The following is a 23,004-nucleotide window of genomic DNA, read 5'->3' on the forward strand; positions in this document are numbered from 1 at the left end:
ACCCCGCCGGAGCTTCCTGGAAGGGGAAGTGGGGCGCGCCGCGCGCCTGTCGATGCGCGCATCGCCGCGGGCGGAAGGACGGTTCAGCAGCGCCGCATCCGGTCGCGTGCCGCACCCCCGATCCGCACGTCCTCGCACCGCATCGCCGCCGCTCCCGTCACTCCGCCGGCCGCGCGGCCGTGCGGCGCCCGGGCCGATGGCCCAGGTCGCGAGGGGCAACGGCTTCGTACTGCCCAGGTTCCCGGGACCGGACGCCTGCGACCAGGTTTCCGCGGTCGCGGTCCCGCGCTCGTCGCGTGCCGGCGCCTACCAGGTGCGGGCGCCGGGCTGGCTCCGGTACTCGGCCGCACGGATGCGGGTCATGAGACGGTCGAGCTCCGCCAGCAGGGCGGCCTCCTCTCCTTGCGCGGCGGCGGCGGCGGCCGGATCGGTGAGGTAGAGGCGCTCCTGCTCGGCCCTGGCGAGGCGCTGCTCCAGCTCCGTCCGTTCGGCGTGGAGGGCCATCAGCTCCCGGCGCCCGGGATCGTCGGGGCGATCGGCCCCGCGGCCTCCCTGGGCTCGATCTCGCTCTGTCGTGTTGAGGTTGTGCACAACGGCTCGTCCTGTCGGCATGGTCGCGGCTCGCGAGAGCCGGCGTCTTTCCGCTTCCCAACGCATGAGAGGCCTGGAACGTCGCATCCGGCCCGCGCTTGTCATCTAAGCGTCATGCAATCGTCATAGGGCCGGCGTCGCACCGGGCTTATCCCTCGCGGCGCGGCGGAGGCCCCGGCAACGATCGGGACATGATCGGCGCAGTCCGGGGAAACCGGTCGCGTCCTCACCGGCCGTCGACGCGCAGGATGCGGGCCAGCGATAACGCTCCTGCATCATGCCGGACCGATCCGAACACGGAGAGATACCAGTGAAGCCCTTCTCCTACGCGCTCGCCATCGGGCTCGCGACCGCCCAGATCGCCACCTCGGCGCTCGCCCTCGACATCACCGGTGCCGGCGCCACCTTCCCGTTCCCGGTCTATTCCAAGTGGGCCGAGGCCTACCGCAAGGAGACCGGCAACGGCCTGAACTACCAGTCGATCGGATCGGGCGGCGGCATCAAGCAGATCCAGGCCAAGACCGTCGATTTCGGCGCCACCGACGCGCCGCTGAAGGGCGCGACCCTCGACAAGGACGGCCTGGTCCAGTTCCCGACCGTGATGGGCGGCGTCGTCCCGGTGGTGAACATCCAGGGCGTGAAGACCGGCGAGGTCAAGCTCACCGGCGAGGTCCTGGCCGAGATCTACCAGGGCAAGATCAAGAAGTGGTCGGACCCGAAGATCGCCAAGCTCAACGAGGGCGTGAAGCTCCCCGACGCGCCGATCACCGCGGTCTACCGGTCGGACGCGTCCGGCACCACCAACATCTTCACCACCTACCTGTCGGACGTGTCGCCGGCCTGGAAGTCCGAGCTCGGCGCCTCGACCACGGTCAGCTGGCCGACCGGCCAGGGCGGCAAGGGCAACGAGGGCGTCACCGCCGTCGTCAAGCAGGTCCCGAACGCCATCGGCTACGTCGAGTACGCCTACGCCAAGCAGAACAACCTGCCGGTCGCCCTGATCCAGAACAAGGACGGCCAGTTCCCGCTGCCGGGCGACGAGGCCTTCCAGGCCGCCGCCGCCAACGCCGACTGGAAGGCCGCTCCCGGCTTCGGCATCTCGCTGACCAACCAGGCGGGCGCCAAGGCCTGGCCGATCACCGCCGCGACCTTCATCCTGGTCCACAAGAACCCGGCCGACGCGGCCCGCACCGCCGAGGTGCTGAAGTTCTTCCGCTGGGCCTACAAGAGCGGCGACAAGATGGCCTCCGATCTCGACTACGTGCCGCTGCCCGACAAGGTCGTGGGCCAGGTCGAGGACGAGTGGAAGACGGTCGTCGGCAAGGACGGCAAGCCCGTCCTCGGCATGTAACCCGGTCGGTCCGACCCTCTAGAACCGGGAGGGCGGGAATCCCGCTCTCCCACTTCCGCCGGCGCAGGATGCGGCGAGGCCGGGCGACCGCGCCCGGCCTCGCCGCTCCCGGGCCCGCGCGGCGCTTGAGGAAAGCCGAGATCCCGCCGCCCGCCGGATCGCGTCCGACTCGCCTCGATCCGCCGAGCGCGCTAGAGGCCGCTCACTCCAAGGGAAACCCGGATGGTCGCGTTGTCTGAGAACGTCGCTGTGGCGGCGAGGCCCGAAATCGCCCGCCGCGCCCCCCCAAGCCCCGTGGGCGACCGCATCTTCCGCGCCGCCGCCCTCGCGTCGGCGCTGCTCGTGCTGCTGGTGCTCGCCGGCATCCTCGCCTCGATCGCCTATGGCGGCTGGCCCGCCTTCCAGGCCTTCGGCCCGGGCTTCCTCGTCTCCAGCGCCTGGAATGTCGGGCGCGAGGAATACGGCGCGCTCGTCGCCATCATCGGCACCCTCGTGTCGGCGCTGCTCGCCCTCGTCATCGGCGTGCCGATCTCGCTCGGCATCGCGATCTACCTGACCCAGCTCTGCCCCGGCTGGGCCCGCCGCCCGGTCTCGATGACGATCGAGCTGCTCGCCGCGGTGCCGAGCATCATCTACGGCATGTGGGGCCTGTTCATCTTCGCGCCGCTCTTCGCGCGCTTCGTGCAGATCCCGGTCTCGAACGTCGTCGAGGGCATGCCGATCGTCGGCAGCCTGTTCTATGCCCAGGTGCCCTCCGGCGTCGGCGTCCTCACCGCCGGCATCATCCTGGCGATCATGATCGTGCCCTTCGTCGCCTCGATCACCCGCGACATGCTGGACCAGATCCCGACCGTCCTGCGCGAGAGCGCCTACGGCATCGGCTGCACCACCTGGGAGGTCGTGCGCCACGTCCTGATCCCGCAGGCCTCGGTCTCGATCATCGGGGCGATCATGCTGGGCCTCGGCCGCGCGCTCGGCGAGACGATGGCGGTCACCTTCGTGATCGGCAACGCCAACCGCCTCTCGGCCTCGATCTTCGATCCGGGCTCGACCATCGCCTCGCGCATCGCCAACGAGTTCAACGAGGCCGACGGCCTGCAGCTCAGCTCGCTGATGGCGCTCGGCTGCATCCTGTTCGTCGTCACCTTCATCGTGCTCATCATCGCCCGGCTGCTGGTGCGCCGCGCGAAGGTGGCCTGATCCCAAGATCGTCTCAAGATCATCGCAGGACACCTCCCGATGAACGCCTCCCCCGCCGCGGTCCAGGGCTCCGCCCCCGCCGCTCCCGCCCCGCAGGAATGGGGCCGGGTCCGCGCCGGCCGCCGCACCGCCGACAAGCTCCTGATCGTGTCCTGCACCGTCGCGACCGCGCTCGGCGCGGTGGTGCTCGGCTCGATCCTGCTGATGCTCATCATCGAGGGCGTGCGCGGCTTCACGCCGGCCCTGTTCACCCAGGTCACCCCCGGCCCCGGCTCCGAGGGCGGCGGCATCGCCAACGCGATCCTCGGCAGCCTGGTGATGACGGCGCTCGGCATCGCGGTGGCCACGCCCGTCGGCGTGCTGGCCGGGACCTACCTCGCCGAGTACGGCCGCACCTCGAAGCTCGCCGACATGATCCGCTTCCTCAACGACATCCTGCTCTCGGCGCCCTCGATCCTGATCGGCCTGTTCGTCTACACCCTGATGGTGCGGCCGATGGGCGGCTATTCGGGCTGGGCCGGCGGCGTGGCGCTCGCCATCATCGCGACGCCGGTGATCGTGCGCACCACCGAGGACATGCTGCGCCTGGTGCCCGGCACCCTGCGCGAGGCCGGCGCGGCGCTCGGCGCCCCGTTGTCGATCGTGATCCGCAGCGTCACCTGGCGGGCGGCGCAGTCCGGCATCGTCACCGGCGTGCTCCTCGCGCTCGCCCGCATCGCCGGCGAGACCGCGCCGCTGCTCTTCACCGCGCTCAACAACAATTCCTGGTTCAGCCCCAACCTGATGGGCGGCGTCGCGAACCTGCCGGTGATGATCTACCAGTTCGCGTTGTCTCCTTACGAGAACTGGCGCCAGCTGGCCTGGGCCGGCGCGCTCCTCATCACCGTCACCATCCTGGGCCTGTCGATCGTGGCCCGCCTCGTCCTGAGCGGCCCGAAGGGGCGCTGACCGTCATACCCTGCTTGGAGACAACCCGATGAGCGCCACCGCCACCGCCGTGCCGGTCGTGGGCCAGAGCACGGCCGACGAGTCCGCCCCGATCCGCCTCGCCGTCAAGGACCTGAGCTTCTACTACGGCGACTTCAAGGGGTTGAAGAACATCAACCTCAACTTCCTCGACCGCCAGGTCACGGCGCTGATCGGGCCGTCGGGCTGCGGCAAGTCTACCCTGCTGCGGACCTTCAACCGCATCTACAGCCTCTATCCGGACCAGCGCGCCGAGGGGCAGATCCTGCTCGACGGCCGCAACATCCTGGATCCGTCGATCGACCTCAACGAGCTGCGCGCCCGGGTCGGCATGGTGTTCCAGAAGCCGACCCCGTTCCCGATGTCGATCTACGACAACATCGCGTTCGGCATCCGGCTCTACGAGCGCCTCGGCAAGGCCGACCTCGACAACCGCGTCGAGGAGGCCCTGCGCAAGGGCGCGCTGTGGGACGAGGTGAAGGACAAGCTCAAGCAGTCCGGCATGGGCCTGTCCGGCGGCCAGCAGCAGCGCCTCTGCATCGCCCGCACGGTGGCGCAGCGCCCGGAAGTGATCCTGTTCGACGAGCCGACCTCGGCCCTCGACCCGATCTCGACCGGCCGCATCGAGGAGCTGATCGAGCAGCTGCGGACCGAGTTCACCATCGCCATCGTCACCCACAACATGCAGCAGGCGGCGCGCATCTCGCAGTTCACCGCCTTCATGTATCTCGGCGAGCTGATCGAGTTCGGGCCGACCAACCGGCTGTTCATGAACCCGTCGAAGCGCCAGACTCAGGACTACATCACCGGCCGGTTCGGCTGAGACCCGACGCCTCGTTGCGCCGGCCCGGCCCGGGCCGGTGCTGACCGTAAGCTCCACCTCATCGCGGGGAGTCACCCCTCATGTCGAGCCACATCGTCACCTCCTACGATCAGGAGCTGCAGAACCTGCGGCGCAGCATCGCCGAGATGGGCGGCATCGCCGAGAAGATGGTGGCCGATTCCGGCCAGGCGCTCCTGCGCCGCGACGCCGCCCTCGCCCAGGCGGTGATCGCCGTCGACCAGCGCCTCGACGGGCTGCAGCGCGAGATCGAGGAGAAGGCCATCCTCCTCATCGCCAAGCGCCAGCCGATGGCGGTGGACCTGCGCGAGACGATCTCGGCGATCCGCGTCTCGGGCGATCTCGAGCGCATCGGCGACCTCGCCAAGAACGTCGCCAAGCGCGTCGTCGCCATCGCCGACCAGGTCCAGCTGCAGAAAGTCGTCGTCGGCGTGGAGCACATGAACGAGCTGGTCCAGGGCCAGCTCAAGGACGTGCTCGACGCCTACGCCACCCAGGACACCGTCGCCGCCCTCGACGTCTGGGCCCGGGACGGCGGCATCGACGCGCTCTACACCTCGCTGTTCCGCGAGCTCCTGACCTACATGATGGAGGATCCGCGCAACATCACGTTCTGCACGCACCTCCTGTTCTGCGCCAAGAACGTCGAGCGCATCGGCGACCACACCACCAACATCGCCGAGACCATCCACTATCTCGCCACCGGCGAGACGCTGCCGACCGACCGTCCCAAGAACGACGGCTCGAGCTTCGCCACCCTCGATCCCCAGCCGGAGGCCTGACGGGTCGGCCCGCGCCCGGGCTCGACCCCGGCCCGGGCCACCCTCCGGCCCCCTGCCCGAAGTGCCCCGCATGAGTACCCGTATCCTGATCGTCGAGGACGAGGAGGCGCTGACCCTCCTCCTGCGCTACAACCTCGAGGCCGAGGGCTTCGAGGTCGACGCCGTCGCCCGGGGCGACGAGGCGGATATCCGCCTGCGCGAGCAGGTGCCCGACCTCGTCCTCCTCGACTGGATGATGCCGGGCCTGTCCGGCATCGAATTGTGCCGGCGCATCCGCGCCCGCCGCGAGACCGAGCGGCTGCCGGTCATCATGCTGACGGCGCGGGGCGAGGAGGGCGACCGGGTGCGGGGCCTGGCCACCGGCGCCGACGACTACATCGTCAAGCCGTTCTCGGTGCCCGAGCTTCTGGCGCGGGTGCGGGCGCTCCTGCGCCGGTCCAAGCCCGCCCACGTCGCCGACCTCCTGGTCGCCGGCGACATCGAGCTCGACCGGGTCAGCCACCGCGTCCGCCGCGACGGGCGCGAGCTGCATCTCGGCCCGACCGAGTTCAAGCTGCTCGAATTCCTGATGCAGAGCCCAGGAAGGGTCTTCTCGCGCGAGCAGCTTCTCGACGGGGTCTGGGGCCACGACGTCTATATCGACGAGCGCACCGTCGACGTGCATATCGGCCGCCTGCGCAAGGCGATCAACCGCGGCCGCGACGCCGACCCGATCCGCACCGTTCGCGGCTCCGGCTATTCCTTCGACGAGATGTTCGCACACGAGCCGTGAGGGCCAGCTTCGCGGTCGCTTGCGCGGAACCGACGCTTCGGCTGCTCACCGGCCCGGTGACCCGCGCGGGTCGGACGCCGAGCGGATGCCTCGCTCCGATTGGTTCTCCCACCTGCGCCCTCATCCGAGAGCCTGTTCGAGTTGGCCAACCGAACCGATACCCTCCTCGTCATCCCGACGCTCGCCGAAACGCGAGAGCCCGGATCCATGACTGCCGACGGCGCAAGACCGAGCGGAAAGCCTTCCGCCTCTTCCTGAGTCGTCAGCGCTGAGGGATCCCGGCTTTCGCTACGCGGCCCCGGGATGACCGGGAGGGGATGGAAGTGGAGAAAGATCCATCGAACAGGCTCTCAGGCCAGCCGCGGCTCCGGAACCGGGCGCGACCGCAGCACCGGGGCCACGGCGTCCCGCTCGTCCTGATGCGCTTCCCGCGCGGCGAGCGGCAGCTCGACCGGCGGAAACAGGTCCTGCAGCCCGCGCGAGACGCCGGTGAGGACCGGGGCGAACGAGCCGGCAAGCGGGGAAGGGGCCGCGTCGGCCTTGACGAATCGGGAGCTGGACATGGGGCAGTGCGAACCTCGGGGCCAGTCTCAACGCACCGCACCATGGTTTGGTTCACGGCCGGCGTTCCGATGATCCTCGGATCCGCACATCGATGCGAAGGCGCAACGTAGGCCGTCGTGGCGCGCAGGACCCGTCACGGATGGGGTGAGGAAGGACCTCGCGCAGGAGCGATCCGTCACGATGCTCGTCCGGCCCTTCGCAGACGCCACGGTTTGGCGCGCCGCCCTGCCCGGGCTTCTCCGCAGCGCCTTCTCGGCCCTGGTGAGCCGCCACCATGCCGGCGCCGTGCGGATGGTCGATCAGGCCGTGGGCCAGGCCGGCGACCCGTGGGTGCGCCCCCTCTCCCGCACCATCCGCCACCAGCGGCGCGGGGAGACCGGCCTGATCACGGGGCTCCGGGTCTCGCGGCGGCGGCTCGCAACCTGATGCTGCCGAATGGCCAGGTTTCGGGGGGGCGTGCGCGGCCCGGCCGGGCCGTGAGGATCCCGCTCAGCTCCGCGCCGTCGGGGCGATCAGGGTCTCGGTCGCACCGGCCGGATCCATGCCGATGCGGCCCCAGCCCGGCAGCTTCAGGGCCGGGCGGCGCAGGTCGAGTCCCGCCACCGCGCCGAGGATGTTCACCTCGATCCCCTCGACCCAGCCGAGGGTGAGGCCGAGATAGCCGCGGGCCGAGAGCTGCAAACCGGTGCGGCTCGGCGTCCGGGCGATCAGGCGCTCCGAAAAATCCTTGCCGAGGGCCGTCGGTGGCAGCGCCACCGCGAGGTCCGGCACCGCCCGCAGCACGTGGGCCACGAAGGTGTTGGAGTTCGGCCCCGGCCAGGCGCTGTAGCTGCCGGCCTTGGCATACGGATAGGCTGCGACCGCCGCGTGGATGCGCGGCACGGCCCGCGCCGCCGCCTCGCCGTCGAGGGCGAGCACCACCTGCGGCGGGTTGCCGAACCAGCGCGCATCGGCCGCGTAGGCGTCCTTGCGCACCGGCAGGCCCCACCCGACGACGTCGTAGCGGGTGTAGCGCGACGCGCCCGCCTCCTTGACGACGATCCAGGTGTGATGGGCGAAGATGCCCCGCCAGCGTCCGACCCGGGCAGCGTAGATCCGCACGCTCGCCTCCGGCGCGGCCGTGGCGGCGGGCAGGAGCCGGGCGCTCGACCAGTCGGCGGTGGTCCAGTCGGGGGCGAGGTCGTCGCGGCTCCACCACCACAGGGCGTGGGCGGCGAGCGGCAGCAGGAACAGGAGGATGAGCGCGAGCACGAGCGTGCGCGCGAGCCAGGCCAGGGCGAGGAGCATGGCCGGAGAGATGGCGCGCCGAGCGTGGCAGGGCAACCGGCGCGGCGATCGATCCGCAGCGATCGATCCGTCCTGCTCGAACCGGAGCCGGGCGAGACCGTTGTCGGCAAAGAAGCGAGTCGGACGGGAGGGCGCGATGGCCGAAGTGAAACGGGTGCTGGACGCCCTGGTGCGGAGTCGCCGCGGCGGGCTCGCGGCCTCCGCGGCCCTCGGCGGGCTGGCGCTGATCGCCGGGCTCGCCCTGCGGGCGACGCAAGCCGACGCGACTGCGGGGCCGGGGACGGGCACGCAACCGTCCGGGAAACCCTTCGATGCCGGGGCGCTGAGCGACGACGAGGCGACGCTCTGCCTGCGCATCATGGTGGCGGCGTCGGCTGCCGACGGGCTGATCGATGCCCGCGAGCGCGAGCGGCTCGACGCGGCGGTCGCCGAATCCGGCCTCGACCTCGCCGGCCGGCAATGGCTTGCCCGCGAGCTGGAGGACCCGGCGACGATCGACGAGATCGCCGACCGGGTACAGGATCCCGGGGCGGGCGCCCGGATCTATGCTGCGGCCCGCCTCGCCATCGACCCCGACACGATGCAGGAGCGCACCTTCCTGCGCCAGCTGGCCGAGGCCCTCGACCTCGACGAGACGGCGGTGGCCCGGGTCGAATCCGGCCTCGCAGCCTGACCGGAGACTCCCATGCGCCGAGGATCCGGGCATCCAAGCGGCCGGCAAGCCCTCGAACTGCTCGCCCGCCTCGGCTACGGCGCCCGCGGGGTCACCTACTGCCTCGTCGGCGGCCTCGCCGTGCTGGCGGCGATCGGCGTCGGCGGCCAGACGGGGGGCAGCCGCAGCGCGCTCCTGATCCTGCTGGAGCGGCCCTTCGGCTGGATTCTCCTCGGCCTCGTGGCGTTCGGCCTCGCCGCCTTCGCGCTCTGGCGGGTGGTCGAGGCGCTCACCGATGCCGACGGCTACGGCCGCTCGGCCAAGGGGCTGGCGACCCGGGCCGGCCACCTCGTCAGCGGCGTCACCTATGGCGGCCTCGGCCTCTCGATGATGCTGGCGGCGCTCGGGCGCGGCACGGCCCGCCAGTCCGAGGATCAGGGCGCGCGGGACTGGACCGCCTGGCTGTTGCAGCAGCCCTTCGGCCAGTGGCTCGTCGGCGCGGTTGGCCTCATCGTGATCGGCGCCGGCCTCGCCTTCGCGCTGAAGGCGTGGAAGGGCGACGTGTGCAAGCGCCTGTCCGTGCCCCATGACGCCCGCGACTGGGTGCGTCACGTCGGCCGCTTCGGCTATGCCGCGCGGGCGCTCACCTTCGGGCTGATCGGCGGCTTCCTGATCGCGGCGGCGATCGCCAGCCGGTCGAGCGAGGTCAAGGGCCTCGGCGGCGCCCTCCAGGCCCTGCGGGGCGAGCCCTATGGCTGGGTGCTCCTCGGCCTCACGGCGGCGGGCCTCGCCGCCTTCGGGGTATTCGGCCTCGTCCAGGCCCGCTACCGCCGCATCGACCCGCCGGACCTCGACGCGGCGCGCCGGGCGGTGGAGGATATCGCGCGATAGAACGCGAGAGAATCGGAGAAGACCGCATGGACGCGCCGCTGCCGCTCCGCACCGAGTTTCTGTTCCGCATCAGCCTCACGGTCGGCGCGCCGCAAGGCATCGGGCCCTCCCGCGGCACCGACCTGCGGGTCGTGCCGGTCACCGGCGGCACCGTCGCGGGTCCGCGCCTCGCCGGCGAGGTGCTGCCCGCCCCGGCCGGCGACTGGCTGCGGGTCGAGCCCGACGGCACGACGCATCTCGACGTGCGCCTGACCTTCCGGGCGGCCGGCGGCGGGCTCGTCTACTGCCAGTATGCCGGCCTGCGCGCCGGCCCGCCCGAGGTGCTGGCCCGCCTCGGCCGCGGCGAGGCGGTGGCACCGGACCAGTACTACTTCCGCACGGCCCTGCGCTTCGAGACCGGAGCGCCGGACCTCGCCTGGCTCACCAGGCTGATCGCCGTCGGGGTGGGGCAGCGGCTGCCGGAGGGGCCGGTCTATGATGTGTACGGGGTGATGTGAGGGCCTGCCCGAGCGGCTCCGTCAGGGGGTGACTTCCATCGTCGTTCCGGCATCGCTTGGCCCGAGCCCGGGATGACGCGGTCGGCATCGGCGCCATCGAGCGGATCGACGATCGATCGGGCGGCCCCTCATCCGCAGGAGCCGCTCCCCTCTTCCGCCAGCACGGCGCGGATACGGGCGAAAGCCTCCGCAACCGGCACTCCCCGTCCCGCCTCGGCGTCGGCGATCCCACGGGCCAGGGCGGCGTCCACGACCCTCAGCTTCTCCGTCGGCCCCGTCAGGATCGCCCCCGCAATGAGCGTGAACAGGTGGTCGGTCCGCGGCGCGAAAGCGGGCTGGTCGCCGAGCCAGGCGAGCGCGCCGACGAGCGCGAAAAGGTCGGCGCCGTCCATGTCGGCCCGCGCCGTGCCCGCCGCCTGGGCCGCCTGAAGCAGACGCGTGCCCGAAGCCCGCATCGTCACGCAGGATTCGTGCAGCGGCGAGGCCGGATCGGCGATCGCGGCCGCCATCGTCGCCAGGACGCCGCGGTACTCGCGCGCGATACCGACCGTCTCCCGCAGCCAGGTCGTCAGCGCCTTGGCCGGCGGGAGCGAGGCTTCGAGAATGTCCGCCCGTGTGGTCAGCGCGTCGAAACTCGTACGCAGCAACGCTTCGAGCAGCGCCTCGCGGGTCGGAAAGTGCCGATAGAGCGTGCCGAGCCCGACCTCGGCGCGGCGGGCGACGTCGCGCAGCGAGGCATCCACGCCCTGCTCGGTCACCACCGCGCGGGCGGCCGAGAGGAGCTGCTCGTAATTCTTCCGGGCGTCGGCGCGCATGGACCCTTCTTGACAAACGGAGCGGCGATCCGTTTATTCGGATCACCGCTCCGGATAGGCTAGCCGATCTGGCACGGCGGAGAAAGCCCACGGAGAGAAGGCCGATGACGACCACGATGAAGGCGGTGCGGCTGCACGCGTTCGGAGGTCCCGAGGTGCTGCGCTACGAGGACGTGCCGCTGCCGCGCTTGGGGCCGGGCGAGGTGCTGGTCCGGGTGCTGGCGGCCGGCGTCAATCCGCCCGACTGGTACCTGCGCGATGGCTACACGGCAGTGCCGGGCTTCAACCCGCCGGTGACGCTGCCGGTGATCGTGGGGTCGGACGTATCCGGCATCGTCGCGGCGGTCGCCGACGACGTGCGGGGCTTCACGGTCGGCGACGCGGTGTTCGGGATGATCCGCTTCCCGAGCTTCGGCGACAGCGCGGCCTACGCCGAATACGTCGCCGCACCGGCTTCCGACCTGGCGCGGAAGCCCGGCGGCCTCGACTTCGTCCAGGCCGCCGGGGCGCCGATGGCGGGCCTGACCGCTTGGCAGTACCTGATCGCGCTCGGGCATGACGCGCCGAATCCGTTCCAGACGGTGCCGCATCGCCCGGTGCCGCTGGAAGGCCGGTCGATCCTGATCAACGGGGCCGCCGGCGGCGTCGGCCATCTCGCGGTACAGCTCGCCAAGTGGCGGGGCGCGCGGGTGACCGCGGTGGCGTCCGGCCGCCACCAGGCCTTCCTGCGCGAGATCGGCGCCGACGACATCATCGACTACACCGCGACCGCGCCCGAGACGATGGCGCGCGATCTCGACCTCGTCCTCGATACGGTCGGCGGTCCCTCCACCGGCCGGTTCCTGCGCACGCTGAAGCGCGGCGGCGCCTTGTTTCCGGTCTTTCTCGGCTTCCAGGATGCCCAGGAGGCGAGGGAGCGGGGCATCACCGTATCGATGGCCCAGGTCCGCTCCAATGGCGCGCAGTTGGCGGAACTCGGTCGCCTTCTGGATGTGGGCGCGGTTTGCGTCGCGATCGACAGCACCTTTCCGCTCGCGGAGGCTGCCCGGGCGCATGAGCGCGCCGCGAGCGGGCATCTCCGCGGCAAGATCGTGCTGACGGTGGGGTGACGGGTGGCGCCGCTCAGCGCCGGTTCCCCTCCAGGAACGCGCCGATCCGCTCCAGCGCCCGGGCGATGTTCTCGGCCGAGTTGGCGTAGGACAGGCGCAGGTAGCCCTCGCCATGCACGCCGAAATCCGGCCCGCCGATCGTCGCGACGCCGGCCTCCTCCAGCAGCGCCGAGGCGAGCGCCTTGGCCTTCCAGCCGGTGCCGGCGATGTTCGGGAAGGCGTAGAAGGCGCCCTTCGGGGTGATGCAGGAGACGCCCGGCAGCCGGTTCAGCCCTTCGACCACCAGCAGGCGGCGGCGGTCGAACTCGGCCATCATCGCGGCGACGCAATCCTGCGGCCCGTCGAGGGCCGCGATGCCGGCCCATTGCGTGGCGGCATTGACGCAGGAGAAGGAGTTCACCGCGAGCTTGCGGGCCGCATCGTAGAGCGGCGCCGGCCAGACCGACCAGCCGAGGCGCCAGCCGGTCATCGCGTAGGTCTTCGAGGCACCGTCGAGATAGATCAGCCGGTCGCGGATCTCCGGATAGGCGAGCAGCGTGTGGTGGCGCTCGCCGTCATACGTCATCGTGCCGTAGATCTCGTCCGACAGGATCGCGACGTCGGGATGCGCCGCGAGGCCGGCGACCAACTTGTCGATCTCGGCTTTCGGAGTCACGCCGCCGGTCGGGTTGGCGGGAGAATTGAGGATCAGCAGGCGGGTGCGCGGGGTGATGAGGCTTAAGCTCTCCTCGGCCGAGAAGGCGAAGCCGTTCTCCTCACGGATCGGCACCGGTACCGGCGTGGCGCCGGTGAACTCGATCATCGAGCGGTAGATCGGGAAACCCGGATCCGGATACAGGATCTCGGCCCCCGGCTCGCCGAACATCAGGATCGCCATGAACATGGTGACCTTGCCGCCCGGGACGATCATCACGCTGTCGGGCGAGACCTGGACGCCGAGGCGCCGGTCGAGGTCGCGGGCCACCGCCTCGCGTAAGGGGAGGATGCCGACCGCCGGGGTGTAGCCGTGGTGCCCGTCCTGGAGGGCCTTCACCGCCGCCTCGACCACGTGGGGCGGGGTCGGCATGTCGGGCTGGCCGATGCCGAGATTGATCACGTCGCGGCCGGCCTGGGCCAGGGCCGTGGCGCGGGCGAGCACCGCGAAGGCGTTCTCCTCCCCGATGCGCGAGAAGGCGGGAACGATGGCGGGCATGGCGGTCTCTCGTTTCCTCGATGGCGTCCGGGCGGGGCGTGAGAGGCCCCGCCTTGTCGTCCCGCGGCCTTCCGGTGCCGTCGGGACGGACCGGTCAGCGCGACGTGTTGCGCTCGGCGAGCCGGCTGACGCCGAACGAGATCGCGCCGCCGAGGACGGTCAGGATGATGCCGGTCTTGATCGCCGCCCAGAGCAGCGAGCGCTCGATGCCCTCGTCGGTGAGCATCAGGATCAGGCAGACGACGACCGGGATCGCCACCACGATGGCGATCGGCACGAGCGGGTTGGACGTCTTCTCTTGGCTCATCGGCGGCTCCCCCGAGATATGTCGAGCGGTACGGTTCAACCGGCCTCATAGCACCGCTCGCCGGCGTTGCGACAGCACCGGCGCGATAAACTTTGGGCCTCCGGGGTCGCAGCCGCGGAGGCGCCGGACATGCGCGCGTCGGTGTTGCCTTCCTGCACCGGCCGGGTCCATAGGTTCCCGCGAACGGTTCTCGACAAGAACGGATTCGGGAAGGACGACCCCGCCATGGCCCAGACGCCGCGCCCTCGCATCGATGCCAGCCGCCTGCGCTCGCGCCTCTGGTTCGACAACCCGGACAACCCGGGCATGACGGCGCTCTACCTCGAGCGCTACCTCAATTTCGGCCTCACGGTAGGGGAGCTGCGTGGCGGCAAGCCGCTCATCGGCATCGCGCAGACCGGCTCGGACCTGTCGCCCTGCAACCGCCACCACCTCGAGCTCGCCAAGCGCGTGCGCGAGGGCATCACGGCGGCGGGCGGCGTGGCCTTCGAGTTCCCGTGCCACCCGATCCAGGAGACCGGCAAGCGGCCGACCGCCTCGCTCGACCGCAACCTCGCCTACCTGTCCCTGGTCGAGGTGCTGTACGGCTATCCCCTCGACGGCGTCGTGCTGCTCACCGGCTGCGACAAGACCATGCCGGCCTGCCTGATGGCGGCCGCCACCGTGAACATCCCGACCATCTCGCTCAATGTCGGCCCGATGCTGAACGGCTGGAGCCGCGGCGAGCGCACGGGCTCGGGCACCATCGTGTGGAAGGCCCGCGAGCGCCACGCCGCCGGCGACATCGACTACCAGCAGTTCCTCGACATCGTGGCCTCCTCGGCGCCGTCGGACGGCCACTGCAACACGATGGGCACCGCCTCGACCATGAACGCGCTGGCGGAAGCGCTCGGCATGGCGCTGCCCGGCTCGGCGGCGATTCCCGCGCCCTACCGCGAGCGCGGCCAGGCCGCCTACGCCACCGGCCAGCGCATCGTCGAGATGGTGTGGGAGGACCTGAAGCCCTCCGACATCCTCACCCGCGAGGCGTTCGAGAACGCCATCGTCGCCAACACCGCCATCGGCGGCTCGACCAACGCGCCGATCCACATCAATGCCATCGCCAAGCTGATCGGCGTGCCGCTCAGCTGCGACGACTGGGAGCGGGTCGGCTACGACATCCCGCTCCTCGTCAATATGCAGCCCGCCGGCCAGTATCTCGGCGAGGAATATTACCGCGCCGGCGGCCTGCCGGCGGTGATGGCCGAGCTCCTGGAGGCCGGCAAGCTCCACGCCGACGCGCTGACCTGCAACGGCCGCACGGTGGCGGAGAATTGCGAGGGCGCCAAGACCTGGGACCGCGACGTCATCAAGCCCTATGGCGAGCCCATGCGCGAGCGCGCCGGCTTCCTCAACCTCAAGGGCTCGCTGTTCGACTCCGCGATCATGAAGACCAGCGTGATCAGCCGCGAGTTCTACGACCGCTACCTCGCCAACCCGGACGATCCCTACGCCTTCGAGGGCAAGGTCGTGGTGTTCGACGGGCCGGAGGATTACCACCACCGCATCGACGACCCGGCCCTCGGGATCGACGAGCACACGGTGCTGATCATGCGCGGCGCCGGGCCGATCGGCTATCCGGGCGCGGCCGAGGTGGTGAACATGCAGCCCCCGGGCGAGCTGATCCGCAGGGGCGTGCTCTCGCTGCCCTGCATCGGCGACGGGCGCCAGTCCGGCACCTCGGGCACGCCCTCGATCCTCAACGCCTCACCCGAAGCGGCGGCCGGCGGCGGCCTCGCCCTGCTCCAGAACGGCGACCGGGTCCGGATCGACCTCAACAAGCGCACCGCCGACATCCTGCTCCCCGAGGAGGAGATCCGGCGGCGCCGCGAGGACCTGAGCGCCCGGGGCGGCTACCCCTATCCGGCGAGCCAGACCCCCTGGCAGGCGATCCAGCGCGCGATGGTCGACCAGCTCTCCGAGGGCATGATCCTCAAGGGCTCGGAAGCCTTCCAGCGCATCGCCCAGACGTACGGCGTGCCGCGGGACAACCACTGATCCCGGTCGCCCCGGGCCCGTGACGGTCCGGGGCGAGGGCAGCAAGGCCCAGGATCTCCCCGCGGGAGCGCGGAGATCCTGGGCCTTGCTGTTTCCGGGAGGTCCAGGGCACGCGTGCGACGCCGTCCACCGCCTTGACCCAGCGTTTTGCAGTGCAGGATGTTAGTTCTTCGCGCCATGTAACGGTTATGTGGCCGACATGGTCAAATCACACCGGATCTTAAGGCTCCGCCGGCTAACAAATTGGCCTCGTCTCTCTGATAGGCCATCCGATGAAGCCCCGGTTTCCCAGCATCGGCCTGCGCGCACAGATCGCCGTCCTCGGCGTCGGCGGTGTCCTGCTGTTAGGGATCGTCTTCGGCTGGGGCTCGTGGAGCCAGGAGCGGCTTCAGGCGAGCGCCGATCATGCCGCCGATCTCGCGGCCCGGATCACGGTCTTCGCCGACGATCTCCTCAAGGCCCATCAGATCGAGACCGACTTCCTGCTGCACCGGAAGGACACGCTGATCGGCGAGCGCGAGGCCCTGCTGACCAAGGCCGCCGAGCGCCTGGAGGAGATCGAGCGGCAGGTCGCCCCCCTGCCGGACGATGCGCCGCTCAAGGCGGCGGAGGCGTTGCGGGCCGGCCTCAACATCTACGCCACGCGTTTCCAGAACGTCGCGGCCGCGCAGCGCACCCTCGGCTTCACCGAGAAGGACGGGCTGCAGGGACGTCTGCGCACGGCCATCCACGACGTCGAGACGCGCCTCGCCCGGATCGACGAGCCGCGCCTCGCGGTGCTGATGCTGATGATGCGCCGGCACGAGAAGGACTTCATGCTGCGGGGCGACGACGCTTACGGCGACGCGCTGCGGGAGCGGGCGACGGAGTTCGTCGAGGCCCTGAAGAGCACGAGCCTGAGCCCGGCCGACAGGGAGGAGATCGGCGACCTCGTCGGGCGCTACCGGGACGGCTTCATGGCCTATCTGGTCGGCGCCGGCAGCCTGAAGGAGGAGGCGGACGACCTCGCGACGATCTATGCGCGCCTCGCGCCCCGCCTCGCCGCGGTCGCGCAGGCCGCCGAGGAGGAGCGGGCCCGCGCGCAAGGAGCGGTCTCCGCCTCGCGGGACTGGACCGGCCGGCTGATCCTCGGCTGCATCGGCTTCGTCGTCCTGTGCGCCGCCGGCCTGTCCTGGTGGGTCGGCCAGCGCATCTCCGGTCCGCTGACCCAGCTGGCGGCGGCGATGGGGCGCGTCGCCGGCGGCGACCTCTCGGTCACCGTGCCGGCCTCCCGGCGCCAGGACGAGATCGGCGCCATCGGGCGGGCCTTCGCGGTGTTCCACCGCACGATGGTCGAGAACGCGGCCCTCGTCGCCGAGCAGGCGGCGCAGCGGGCGCGCAGCGAGGCGGAGCGCCGGGCGGCGTTCCAGGACATGGCCGACCGGTTCGAGCAGGCGGTCGGCGCCGTGGTCGCCACGGTCTTCGCCTCGGCGAGCGCCCTCCAGGAGACCGCCCGCGGCATGAGCGCCATCGCGTCCGGGACGGCGGAGCGCTCCGCCGCCGTGGCGGCGGCGGCCGAGGAGACGGCGCAGAATGTCGAGGCGGTCTCCGCGGCGGCCGAGCAGGTCGGCGCCTCGGTGGCGGTGATCGGCGGTCAGGTGCGGGACTCGGCCGACCTCGCGCGGCGGGCCGTGGTCGAGACCGACGAGGCCGGCGCCCTCGTCCAGGCCCTCGACGGGGCCGCGTCCCGGATCGGCGACGTGGTCGGATTGATCGCCAGCATCGCCGGGCAGACCAACCTCCTGGCGCTGAATGCCACGATCGAGGCGGCGCGGGCCGGCGAGGCCGGCCGCGGCTTCGCGGTGGTCGCCGCCGAGGTCAAGGAGCTCGCCGCTCAGACCGCGCGGGCGACGGAGGAGGTCGGCGGCCAGATCGCGCAGATCCAGGCCGCGACGGCCCGCGCCGTGGCGGCGATCGGGACGGTCACGGCGCGCATCCGGGAGATCGACGGGGGCGCCGCCGCGATCGCCGGCGCCGTCGCGCAACAGGGCGAAGCCATGCAGGAGATCGCCCGCAACGTGGCGCAGGCCTCGACCGGCACCGGCGAGGTGACGCGCACCATTTCGGGCGTCGCCCAGGATTCCGAGGAGGCCGGTGCCGCCGCCGCCGAGGTGCTGGCCTCGGCCTCCGCGCTGGCGCGCCAGTCCGACCGTCTCGGGAGCGAGGTCGCGTCCTTCATCGCCTCGGTGCGCGCCGCCTAACGGGCTCCCATGATGGTTCCGGGCGCCGTCCTCACCCCTCGCGGCTGCGCCGTCGCGGCGTGAGAGATAACCGGAGCGGGGCGACGACCGGTTTACAGCGGGCCGCGCCCTATGAAAGGCTGGCGCCCCGATTCCCGCGAGACGATCCCGATGACCGACCCCGCCGCGCGCCGCGCCGCCTTCCGGCGGCTCCACGAGGGCGGCTGCTTCGTGATGCCGAATCCCTGGGACATCGGCACGGCCCGCTACCTCGCGGCGATGGGGTTTCCGGCGCTCGCCACCACCAGCTCCGGCTTCGCCTTCACCCGCGCCCTGCCGGACACCGACTGGGCGGTGCCGCTCGACGCGATGCTCGCCCACATCGCCGAGATCGTCGCGGCCACCGACCTGCCGGTGAATGCCGATTTCGAATCCGGCTACGCGCACGATCCCGAGGGCGTCGCCCGCAACGTCGCGGCCTGCTTGGGCACCGGCGTCGCCGGCCTGTCGATCGAGGACGCCACCGGAAATCCCGACCGGCCGCTCTACGAGATCACGGAGGGCGTGGAGCGTATCCGCGCCGCCCGGGCGGCGATCGACGCCTCCGGCGCCGACGTGGTGCTGACCGGCCGGGCCGAGTGCTACCTCACCGGCCATGCCGAGCCGCTGCCCGAGGCGATCCGCCGGCTCCAGGCCTATGCGGAGGCGGGGGCGGATGTCGTCTACGCGCCGGGCCCGAAGCGGCGCGAGGAGATCCGTACCCTGGTGGATGCGCTCGCGCCGGTGCCGGTCAACATCCTGATGAGCACCAATCCGGGCCTCAAGGTCGCCGATCTCGAGGGTTTGGGCGTGCGCCGGATCAGCGTCGGCTCGTCGCTGGCGCGGGCGGCCTGGACCGGCTTCATCCGCGCCGCCCGGCGCATCCACGACGAGGGCAGCTTCGGCGGCTTCGACGGCTCGGTGAGCTTTTCCGAGATCAACGGCTTCTTCCGCAACGACCTGAAGGAGCGGGGCGGCGCATGAACCCCGACCGCGATCCCGTCACCGGCCTGCCGATCGGCCGGCCCGTCGCCGTCACCGCCCCGGCCCCCGCCCCGGAGCGGGTGCGCCTGGAGGGGCGCCACGTCACGGTCGTGCCCCTCGACGCGCAGGCTCACGGCACCGCCCTCGCCGAGGGCGCGGTCGGTCCCGGCAGGGAGGCGCTGTGGCAATACATGGCGGCCGGCCCGTTCGACGACCGCGAGAGTTTCCAGGCCTATCTGACGGCCTGCGAGGCTTCGGCCGATCCGCTCTTCTACGCCATCCTGGACGCCCGCACGGGCCAGGCGATCGGCCACGCCTCCCTGATGCGGATCGACCGGGCGAACCGGGTGATCGAGGTCGGCAACATCCTGTACACCCCGGCGCTCCAGCGCACGCCCGGCGCCACCGAGGCGATGCGGCTCATGGCCGGTTACGTCTTCGATCTCGGCTATCGCCGCTACGAGTGGAAATGCAACGCCCTCAACGCGCCCTCGCGGAAAGCGGCCGAGCGCCTGGGCTTCGCCTACGAGGGGCTGTTTCGGCAGGCGGTGATCGTCAAGGGCCGCAACCGGGACACGGCCTGGTTCTCGATGCTGGATGGCGAGTGGCCGCAGATCCGCCAGGGCTTCGACCGCTGGCTCGATCCGGCCCATTTGTCGGAGGGCGGCCAGTCCTTGCGCCTCGGTGCGCTGAACCGGGCGACGATCCCGGGCACACCCTTACGCCGGGCGACCATCGCCGACGAGGCTGCCCTCGCGGCCCTGCAGGCGGCGGCCTACGCGCCGAACCGCCCGCTCCTCGGCGTCGAGCCGGTGCCGCTCCTCACGCCCGCCGCCGAGGTGCTGGCGCGCTACGAGGTCTGGTTGCCCGACCATGACGGCAGGCTCGCCGGTGCCCTGATCCTCGATCCGACGCCCGATCACCTGATGATCTGGAGCGTGTCGGTCGACCCGGCGCACCAGGGTAGCGGCCTCGGCAATGCCCTGCTGGCGGCGGCCGAAGCCCGGGCGCAGGACCTCGACCTGTCGGTCCTCCGGCTCTACACCGGGGACAAGCTCGTGCGGAACATCGACTGGTACGCGCGACGGGGCTACGCCACCGAGCGGGTCGAGGATCTGCCGGACCGGCGTCTGGTCCACATGCTCAAGATCCTCGCCTGACGGCGGGAACGCCCAAGCGCCTCGCCTGAGGCGGCACGGTTCACGGACAAGCCCCGCCGGCGAGCGGGGCAGGACACGCACGGGAGGACAGTATGGCGGGACGGCTGACGGGCAAGCGCGCGGTCGTGACGGCGGCGGGCCAGGGGATCGGCCGCGCCATCGCGGCGGCCTTCCTGGCCGAGGGCGCGGAGGTGCTGGCGACCGATCTCGACGCGGGCAAGCTCGAGGGACTCAAGGGGGCGCAGGCTTCCTCCCTCGACGTGCGCTCGGACGCGGCGGTGGCGGAATTCGCGAAGGGGGCCGGGCCGGTCGACGTGCTGGTGAATGCCGCGGGCTTCGTCCACCACGGCACCATCCTCGACTGCACCGATGCCGAGTGGGATCTGGCCTTCGATCTCAACGTGCGCTCGATGCACCGCACCATCCGGGCCTTCCTGCCAGGCATGCTGGAGCGCGGCAACGGCTCGATCGTCAACATCGCGTCGGCCGTCGGCGCCGATGCGACGGCGCCGAACCGCTACGTCTATGGCGCCTCGAAGGCGGCGGTGGTGGGCCTCACCAAGGCGGTGGCGCGGGACTTCATCCGCAGCGGCGTGCGGGCGAACGCGATCTGCCCCGGCACGATCCAGTCGCCCTCCCTCGACGAGCGCATCGCGGCGCTCGCGGAGATGAACAAGACCTCGGTCGAGGCCGCCCGCCAGGCCTTCATCGACCGCCAGCCGATGGGCCGGCTCGGCACGCCGGAGGAGATGGCCCTGCTCGCCGTCTACCTCGCCTCGGACGAGTCCCGCTTCACCACCGGCCAGACCCACGTCGCCGACGGCGGCTTCACGCTCTGATCCGACGGCGCAGGAGTTTTATCCCATGCATATCCTCATCCTCGGCGCCGCCGGCATGGTCGGCCGCAAGCTCCTCGACCGCCTGGTCAAGGACGGAAGCCTGGGCGGCGAGACCATCTCGCGCCTGACCCTGCACGACGTGGTGCCGCCCGAGGCACCCGCCGGCACCACGATCCCGGTCTCGCTCTCGGCTTCCGACTTCTCCGATCCCGGCGAGGCCGAGCGCCTGGTCGCCGGACGGCCGGACGTGATCTTCCACCTCGCCGCCATCGTGTCGGGCGAGGCCGAGGCCGATTTCGACAAGGGCTACCGGATCAACCTCGACGGCACCCGCCGCCTCTACGACGCCGTGCGGGCGATCGGCGAGGGGTACAAGCCCCGCTTCGTCTTCACCTCGTCGGTCGCGGTGTTCGGCGCACCGATGCCGGACCCGATCCCCGACGAATACCTGACGGCGCCGCTCACCAGCTACGGCACCCAGAAGGCGATCGGCGAGTTGCTGCTCTCCGACTATTCGCGCCGCGGCATCTTCGACGGCGTCGGCATCCGCCTGCCGACCATCTGCGTGCGGCCGGGCAAGCCCAACAAGGCGGCCTCCGGCTTCTTCTCCGGCATCATCCGCGAGCCGCTGGCCGGCCAGGAGGCGGTGCTGCCGGTCTCCGACCAGGTCCGCCACTGGCACGCCTCGCCGCGCTCGGCGGTCGGCTTCCTGCTCCACGCCGCGACGATCGACACCAAGCGCCTCGGCGACCGCCGCAACCTGACCATGCCGGGCGTCGGCGCCACCGTGGCCGAGCAGATCGAGGCCCTGCGCCGCGCCGCCGGCGATTCCGCCGTCGCCCGTATCCGCCGCGAGCCCGATCCGACGATCGAGCGCATCGTCTCCGGCTGGCCCCGCACTTTCGACGCGCGGCGCGCGCTGGAGCTCGGCTTCAAGGCCGAGCCCGACTTCGACGCCATCGTGCGGGCGCATATCGAGGACGAGCTGGGCGGTAAGGTGCCGGCGTAGCCGGCCCCCACGGCTTCAGGATGATCTTCGTCTCCTCCCCCTTGCGGGGAGGAGGGCAGGGGTGGTGCAGTCGTGGAACTCGGTACGCCTTCCGCACGCTCTTGGGCGTCGAAATCTGTTTAGTCCGGTCCTTTGTGTGGCTGCCCGGGGCAGCGGCTGTTCGATATAGTGTCGGGTGCTGGCCTTCCTGAGAGTCTGCGTCCGTATTCGCTCAACCGAATGCTTTGACGATGTTAAAAACGATTTCAATTCTGCTGATTGCGGCTATTTACGGCGCCTCACCTGCGGCTGCCGAGGATTGGCCTCGTGGGCCGGGATGTGGCTTCGCCAATCTTGGGGGATGCAGAAAGAGTATAGAGATCGGCGAGCATTTTACTGCATCAAATGTTTATGCATTTCGCAGGCCGTCAGATCTACAGGCGTGGAGAGAGAGAAGAGAAAAGGATTTTTTCGAAAAAACAAAACACACCCTACCGATCGAATTGGCGGAAGGTGTACTTTTTATCGAACCAGATGCCGTCATGTTGGCGAAGAGCCGTCTACCCGTGTGTTGTCCCGGCGGTGCTTTTGAAGGAGTTGTCGAGCACCCGGAGCTCGGAGAGATCTATATCATCAACTTTGGCAGGTTTTAGATATAAAATCAATGTTAATATTGTCAGATTATCTAGAGTAATGAGTAATGCGATAATTAAAGATCTGATGTTGCTGCGCACCGGATCTTGTTCCCATGAAACGATTTGCCAATTTTGGCGCGCTGCCGATTGATACCGCCGCGCCTTCGAACGGACTCGTTCGAAGGCGCGGCTAAGCCCGAACGGGCGCCGGCGCTGATGCGCCGGACGCTTTCGCATCGACACGTCGATGCGAAAGCGCGATGGTATGACAGTCCAAAAAGAAACG

24 protein-coding genes are annotated in these 23,004 nt (G+C 70.7%); 18 read left to right on the top strand and 6 right to left on the bottom strand.

The features are described from left to right. Window positions 1–306: 306 nt before the first annotated feature. On the bottom strand, window positions 307–504 hold the full coding sequence (locus DA075_RS13275; protein WP_099953639.1) for a hypothetical protein: 198 nt from the start codon (window positions 502–504) through the stop codon (window positions 307–309). Between the two features lie 397 nt (window positions 505–901). On the opposite strand from DA075_RS13275, the gene pstS reads away from it, so the two are divergent. The 6 genes from pstS to phoB all read left to right on the top strand — a co-directional run bounded on the left by pstS (window position 902) and on the right by phoB (window position 6,503). Continuing rightward, window positions 902–1,942, top strand: coding sequence for a phosphate ABC transporter substrate-binding protein PstS (pstS, locus tag DA075_RS13280; protein ID WP_099953640.1), 1,041 nt, complete (start codon window positions 902–904; stop codon window positions 1,940–1,942). 222 nt (window positions 1,943–2,164) lie between these two features. Then, window positions 2,165–3,142, top strand: coding sequence for a phosphate ABC transporter permease subunit PstC (gene pstC / locus DA075_RS13285; RefSeq protein WP_099953641.1), 978 nt, complete (start codon window positions 2,165–2,167; stop codon window positions 3,140–3,142). 39 nt (window positions 3,143–3,181) lie between these two features. Next, the gene (pstA, locus tag DA075_RS13290; protein ID WP_099953642.1) at window positions 3,182–4,090 is read left to right on the top strand and encodes a phosphate ABC transporter permease PstA; all 909 of its coding nucleotides are present in this window, start codon (window positions 3,182–3,184) and stop codon (window positions 4,088–4,090) included. A 28-nt stretch (window positions 4,091–4,118) separates the two neighbouring features. Beyond that, the gene (gene pstB / locus DA075_RS13295) at window positions 4,119–4,931 is read left to right on the top strand and encodes a phosphate ABC transporter ATP-binding protein PstB (protein WP_099953643.1); all 813 of its coding nucleotides are present in this window, start codon (window positions 4,119–4,121) and stop codon (window positions 4,929–4,931) included. Window positions 4,932–5,011: 80 nt separating this feature from the next. After that, window positions 5,012–5,731 (top strand): phosphate signaling complex protein PhoU, encoded by a 720-nt coding sequence (phoU, locus tag DA075_RS13300; protein ID WP_099953644.1) that lies wholly within the window; start codon window positions 5,012–5,014, stop codon window positions 5,729–5,731. 70 nt (window positions 5,732–5,801) lie between these two features. Next, entirely contained in the window at window positions 5,802–6,503 is a 702-nt protein-coding gene (gene phoB, locus DA075_RS13305) for a phosphate regulon transcriptional regulator PhoB (protein ID WP_099953645.1), read from the top strand. A 350-nt stretch (window positions 6,504–6,853) separates the two neighbouring features. Here the strand turns inward: phoB and DA075_RS13310 are convergent, their stop codons facing one another. Next, window positions 6,854–7,066, bottom strand: a complete 213-nt coding sequence (locus DA075_RS13310) for a hypothetical protein (protein ID WP_099953646.1) — start codon at window positions 7,064–7,066, stop codon at window positions 6,854–6,856. A 181-nt stretch (window positions 7,067–7,247) separates the two neighbouring features. Between DA075_RS13310 and DA075_RS13315 the strand changes: the two genes are divergently transcribed. Continuing rightward, window positions 7,248–7,493 carry a DUF305 domain-containing protein gene (locus DA075_RS13315; RefSeq protein WP_099953647.1) on the top strand — a complete coding sequence of 82 codons (246 nt, stop codon included), beginning with the start codon at window positions 7,248–7,250 and terminating at the stop codon, window positions 7,491–7,493. A 63-nt stretch (window positions 7,494–7,556) separates the two neighbouring features. Here DA075_RS13315 and DA075_RS13320 read toward each other — a convergent pair whose 3' ends face one another. Beyond that, window positions 7,557–8,354: a DUF3750 domain-containing protein gene (locus tag DA075_RS13320; RefSeq protein ID WP_099953648.1), complete on the bottom strand. Its 798-nt coding sequence runs from the start codon at window positions 8,352–8,354 to the stop codon at window positions 7,557–7,559. A gap of 136 nt (window positions 8,355–8,490) precedes the next feature. Here DA075_RS13320 and DA075_RS13325 point away from each other — a divergent pair, with 136 nt between their 5' ends. The 3 genes from DA075_RS13325 to DA075_RS13335 are packed head-to-tail and all read left to right on the top strand — an operon-like array spanning window position 8,491 to window position 10,394. Further along, the gene (locus DA075_RS13325) at window positions 8,491–9,027 is read left to right on the top strand and encodes a tellurite resistance TerB family protein (protein ID WP_099953649.1); all 537 of its coding nucleotides are present in this window, start codon (window positions 8,491–8,493) and stop codon (window positions 9,025–9,027) included. Window positions 9,028–9,039: 12 nt separating this feature from the next. Beyond that, window positions 9,040–9,897 (top strand): DUF1206 domain-containing protein, encoded by an 858-nt coding sequence (locus DA075_RS13330; RefSeq protein WP_099953650.1) that lies wholly within the window; start codon window positions 9,040–9,042, stop codon window positions 9,895–9,897. Between the two features lie 26 nt (window positions 9,898–9,923). After that, complete coding sequence (locus DA075_RS13335; protein ID WP_099953651.1) at window positions 9,924–10,394, top strand: DUF3237 domain-containing protein; 471 nt, start codon at window positions 9,924–9,926, stop codon at window positions 10,392–10,394. Between the two features lie 128 nt (window positions 10,395–10,522). On the opposite strand, the gene DA075_RS13340 is transcribed toward DA075_RS13335, so the two are convergent. Then, window positions 10,523–11,209 (bottom strand): TetR/AcrR family transcriptional regulator, encoded by a 687-nt coding sequence (locus DA075_RS13340; protein ID WP_099953652.1) that lies wholly within the window; start codon window positions 11,207–11,209, stop codon window positions 10,523–10,525. A gap of 104 nt (window positions 11,210–11,313) precedes the next feature. Here DA075_RS13340 and DA075_RS13345 point away from each other — a divergent pair, with 104 nt between their 5' ends. After that, window positions 11,314–12,318, top strand: coding sequence for an NADP-dependent oxidoreductase (locus DA075_RS13345; protein WP_210207036.1), 1,005 nt, complete (start codon window positions 11,314–11,316; stop codon window positions 12,316–12,318). Between the two features lie 13 nt (window positions 12,319–12,331). On the opposite strand, the gene DA075_RS13350 is transcribed toward DA075_RS13345, so the two are convergent. After that, window positions 12,332–13,510 carry a pyridoxal phosphate-dependent aminotransferase gene (locus DA075_RS13350; RefSeq protein WP_099953653.1) on the bottom strand — a complete coding sequence of 393 codons (1,179 nt, stop codon included), beginning with the start codon at window positions 13,508–13,510 and terminating at the stop codon, window positions 12,332–12,334. Between the two features lie 94 nt (window positions 13,511–13,604). After that, entirely contained in the window at window positions 13,605–13,817 is a 213-nt protein-coding gene (locus DA075_RS13355) for a hypothetical protein (RefSeq protein ID WP_099953654.1), read from the bottom strand. Window positions 13,818–14,042: 225 nt separating this feature from the next. On the opposite strand from DA075_RS13355, the gene DA075_RS13360 reads away from it, so the two are divergent. The 7 genes from DA075_RS13360 to DA075_RS35975 all read left to right on the top strand — a co-directional run bounded on the left by DA075_RS13360 (window position 14,043) and on the right by DA075_RS35975 (window position 22,736). Beyond that, complete coding sequence (locus DA075_RS13360) at window positions 14,043–15,854, top strand: IlvD/Edd family dehydratase (protein WP_099953655.1); 1,812 nt, start codon at window positions 14,043–14,045, stop codon at window positions 15,852–15,854. 272 nt (window positions 15,855–16,126) lie between these two features. Then, window positions 16,127–18,094 carry a methyl-accepting chemotaxis protein gene (locus DA075_RS13365; RefSeq protein ID WP_099953656.1) on the top strand — a complete coding sequence of 656 codons (1,968 nt, stop codon included), beginning with the start codon at window positions 16,127–16,129 and terminating at the stop codon, window positions 18,092–18,094. Window positions 18,095–18,244: 150 nt separating this feature from the next. Next, window positions 18,245–19,096: an isocitrate lyase/PEP mutase family protein gene (locus DA075_RS13370; RefSeq protein WP_099956580.1), complete on the top strand. Its 852-nt coding sequence runs from the start codon at window positions 18,245–18,247 to the stop codon at window positions 19,094–19,096. Next, window positions 19,093–20,256 (top strand): GNAT family N-acetyltransferase, encoded by a 1,164-nt coding sequence (locus DA075_RS13375; protein WP_099953657.1) that lies wholly within the window; start codon window positions 19,093–19,095, stop codon window positions 20,254–20,256. The genes DA075_RS13370 and DA075_RS13375 overlap by 4 nt, the downstream gene beginning before the upstream one ends. Before the next feature lie 92 nt (window positions 20,257–20,348). After that, window positions 20,349–21,095: an SDR family oxidoreductase gene (locus DA075_RS13380; protein ID WP_099953658.1), complete on the top strand. Its 747-nt coding sequence runs from the start codon at window positions 20,349–20,351 to the stop codon at window positions 21,093–21,095. A gap of 25 nt (window positions 21,096–21,120) precedes the next feature. Then, entirely contained in the window at window positions 21,121–22,104 is a 984-nt protein-coding gene (gene denD / locus DA075_RS13385) for a D-erythronate dehydrogenase (RefSeq protein ID WP_099953659.1), read from the top strand. A gap of 230 nt (window positions 22,105–22,334) precedes the next feature. Then, complete coding sequence (locus tag DA075_RS35975; RefSeq protein WP_123834277.1) at window positions 22,335–22,736, top strand: hypothetical protein; 402 nt, start codon at window positions 22,335–22,337, stop codon at window positions 22,734–22,736. Window positions 22,737–23,004 lie beyond the last annotated feature (268 nt).

Origin of the sequence: Methylobacterium currus (genome assembly GCF_003058325.1) — a bacterium.
In the GTDB taxonomy this organism is placed as follows: Bacteria; Pseudomonadota; Alphaproteobacteria; order Rhizobiales; family Beijerinckiaceae; genus Methylobacterium; species Methylobacterium currus.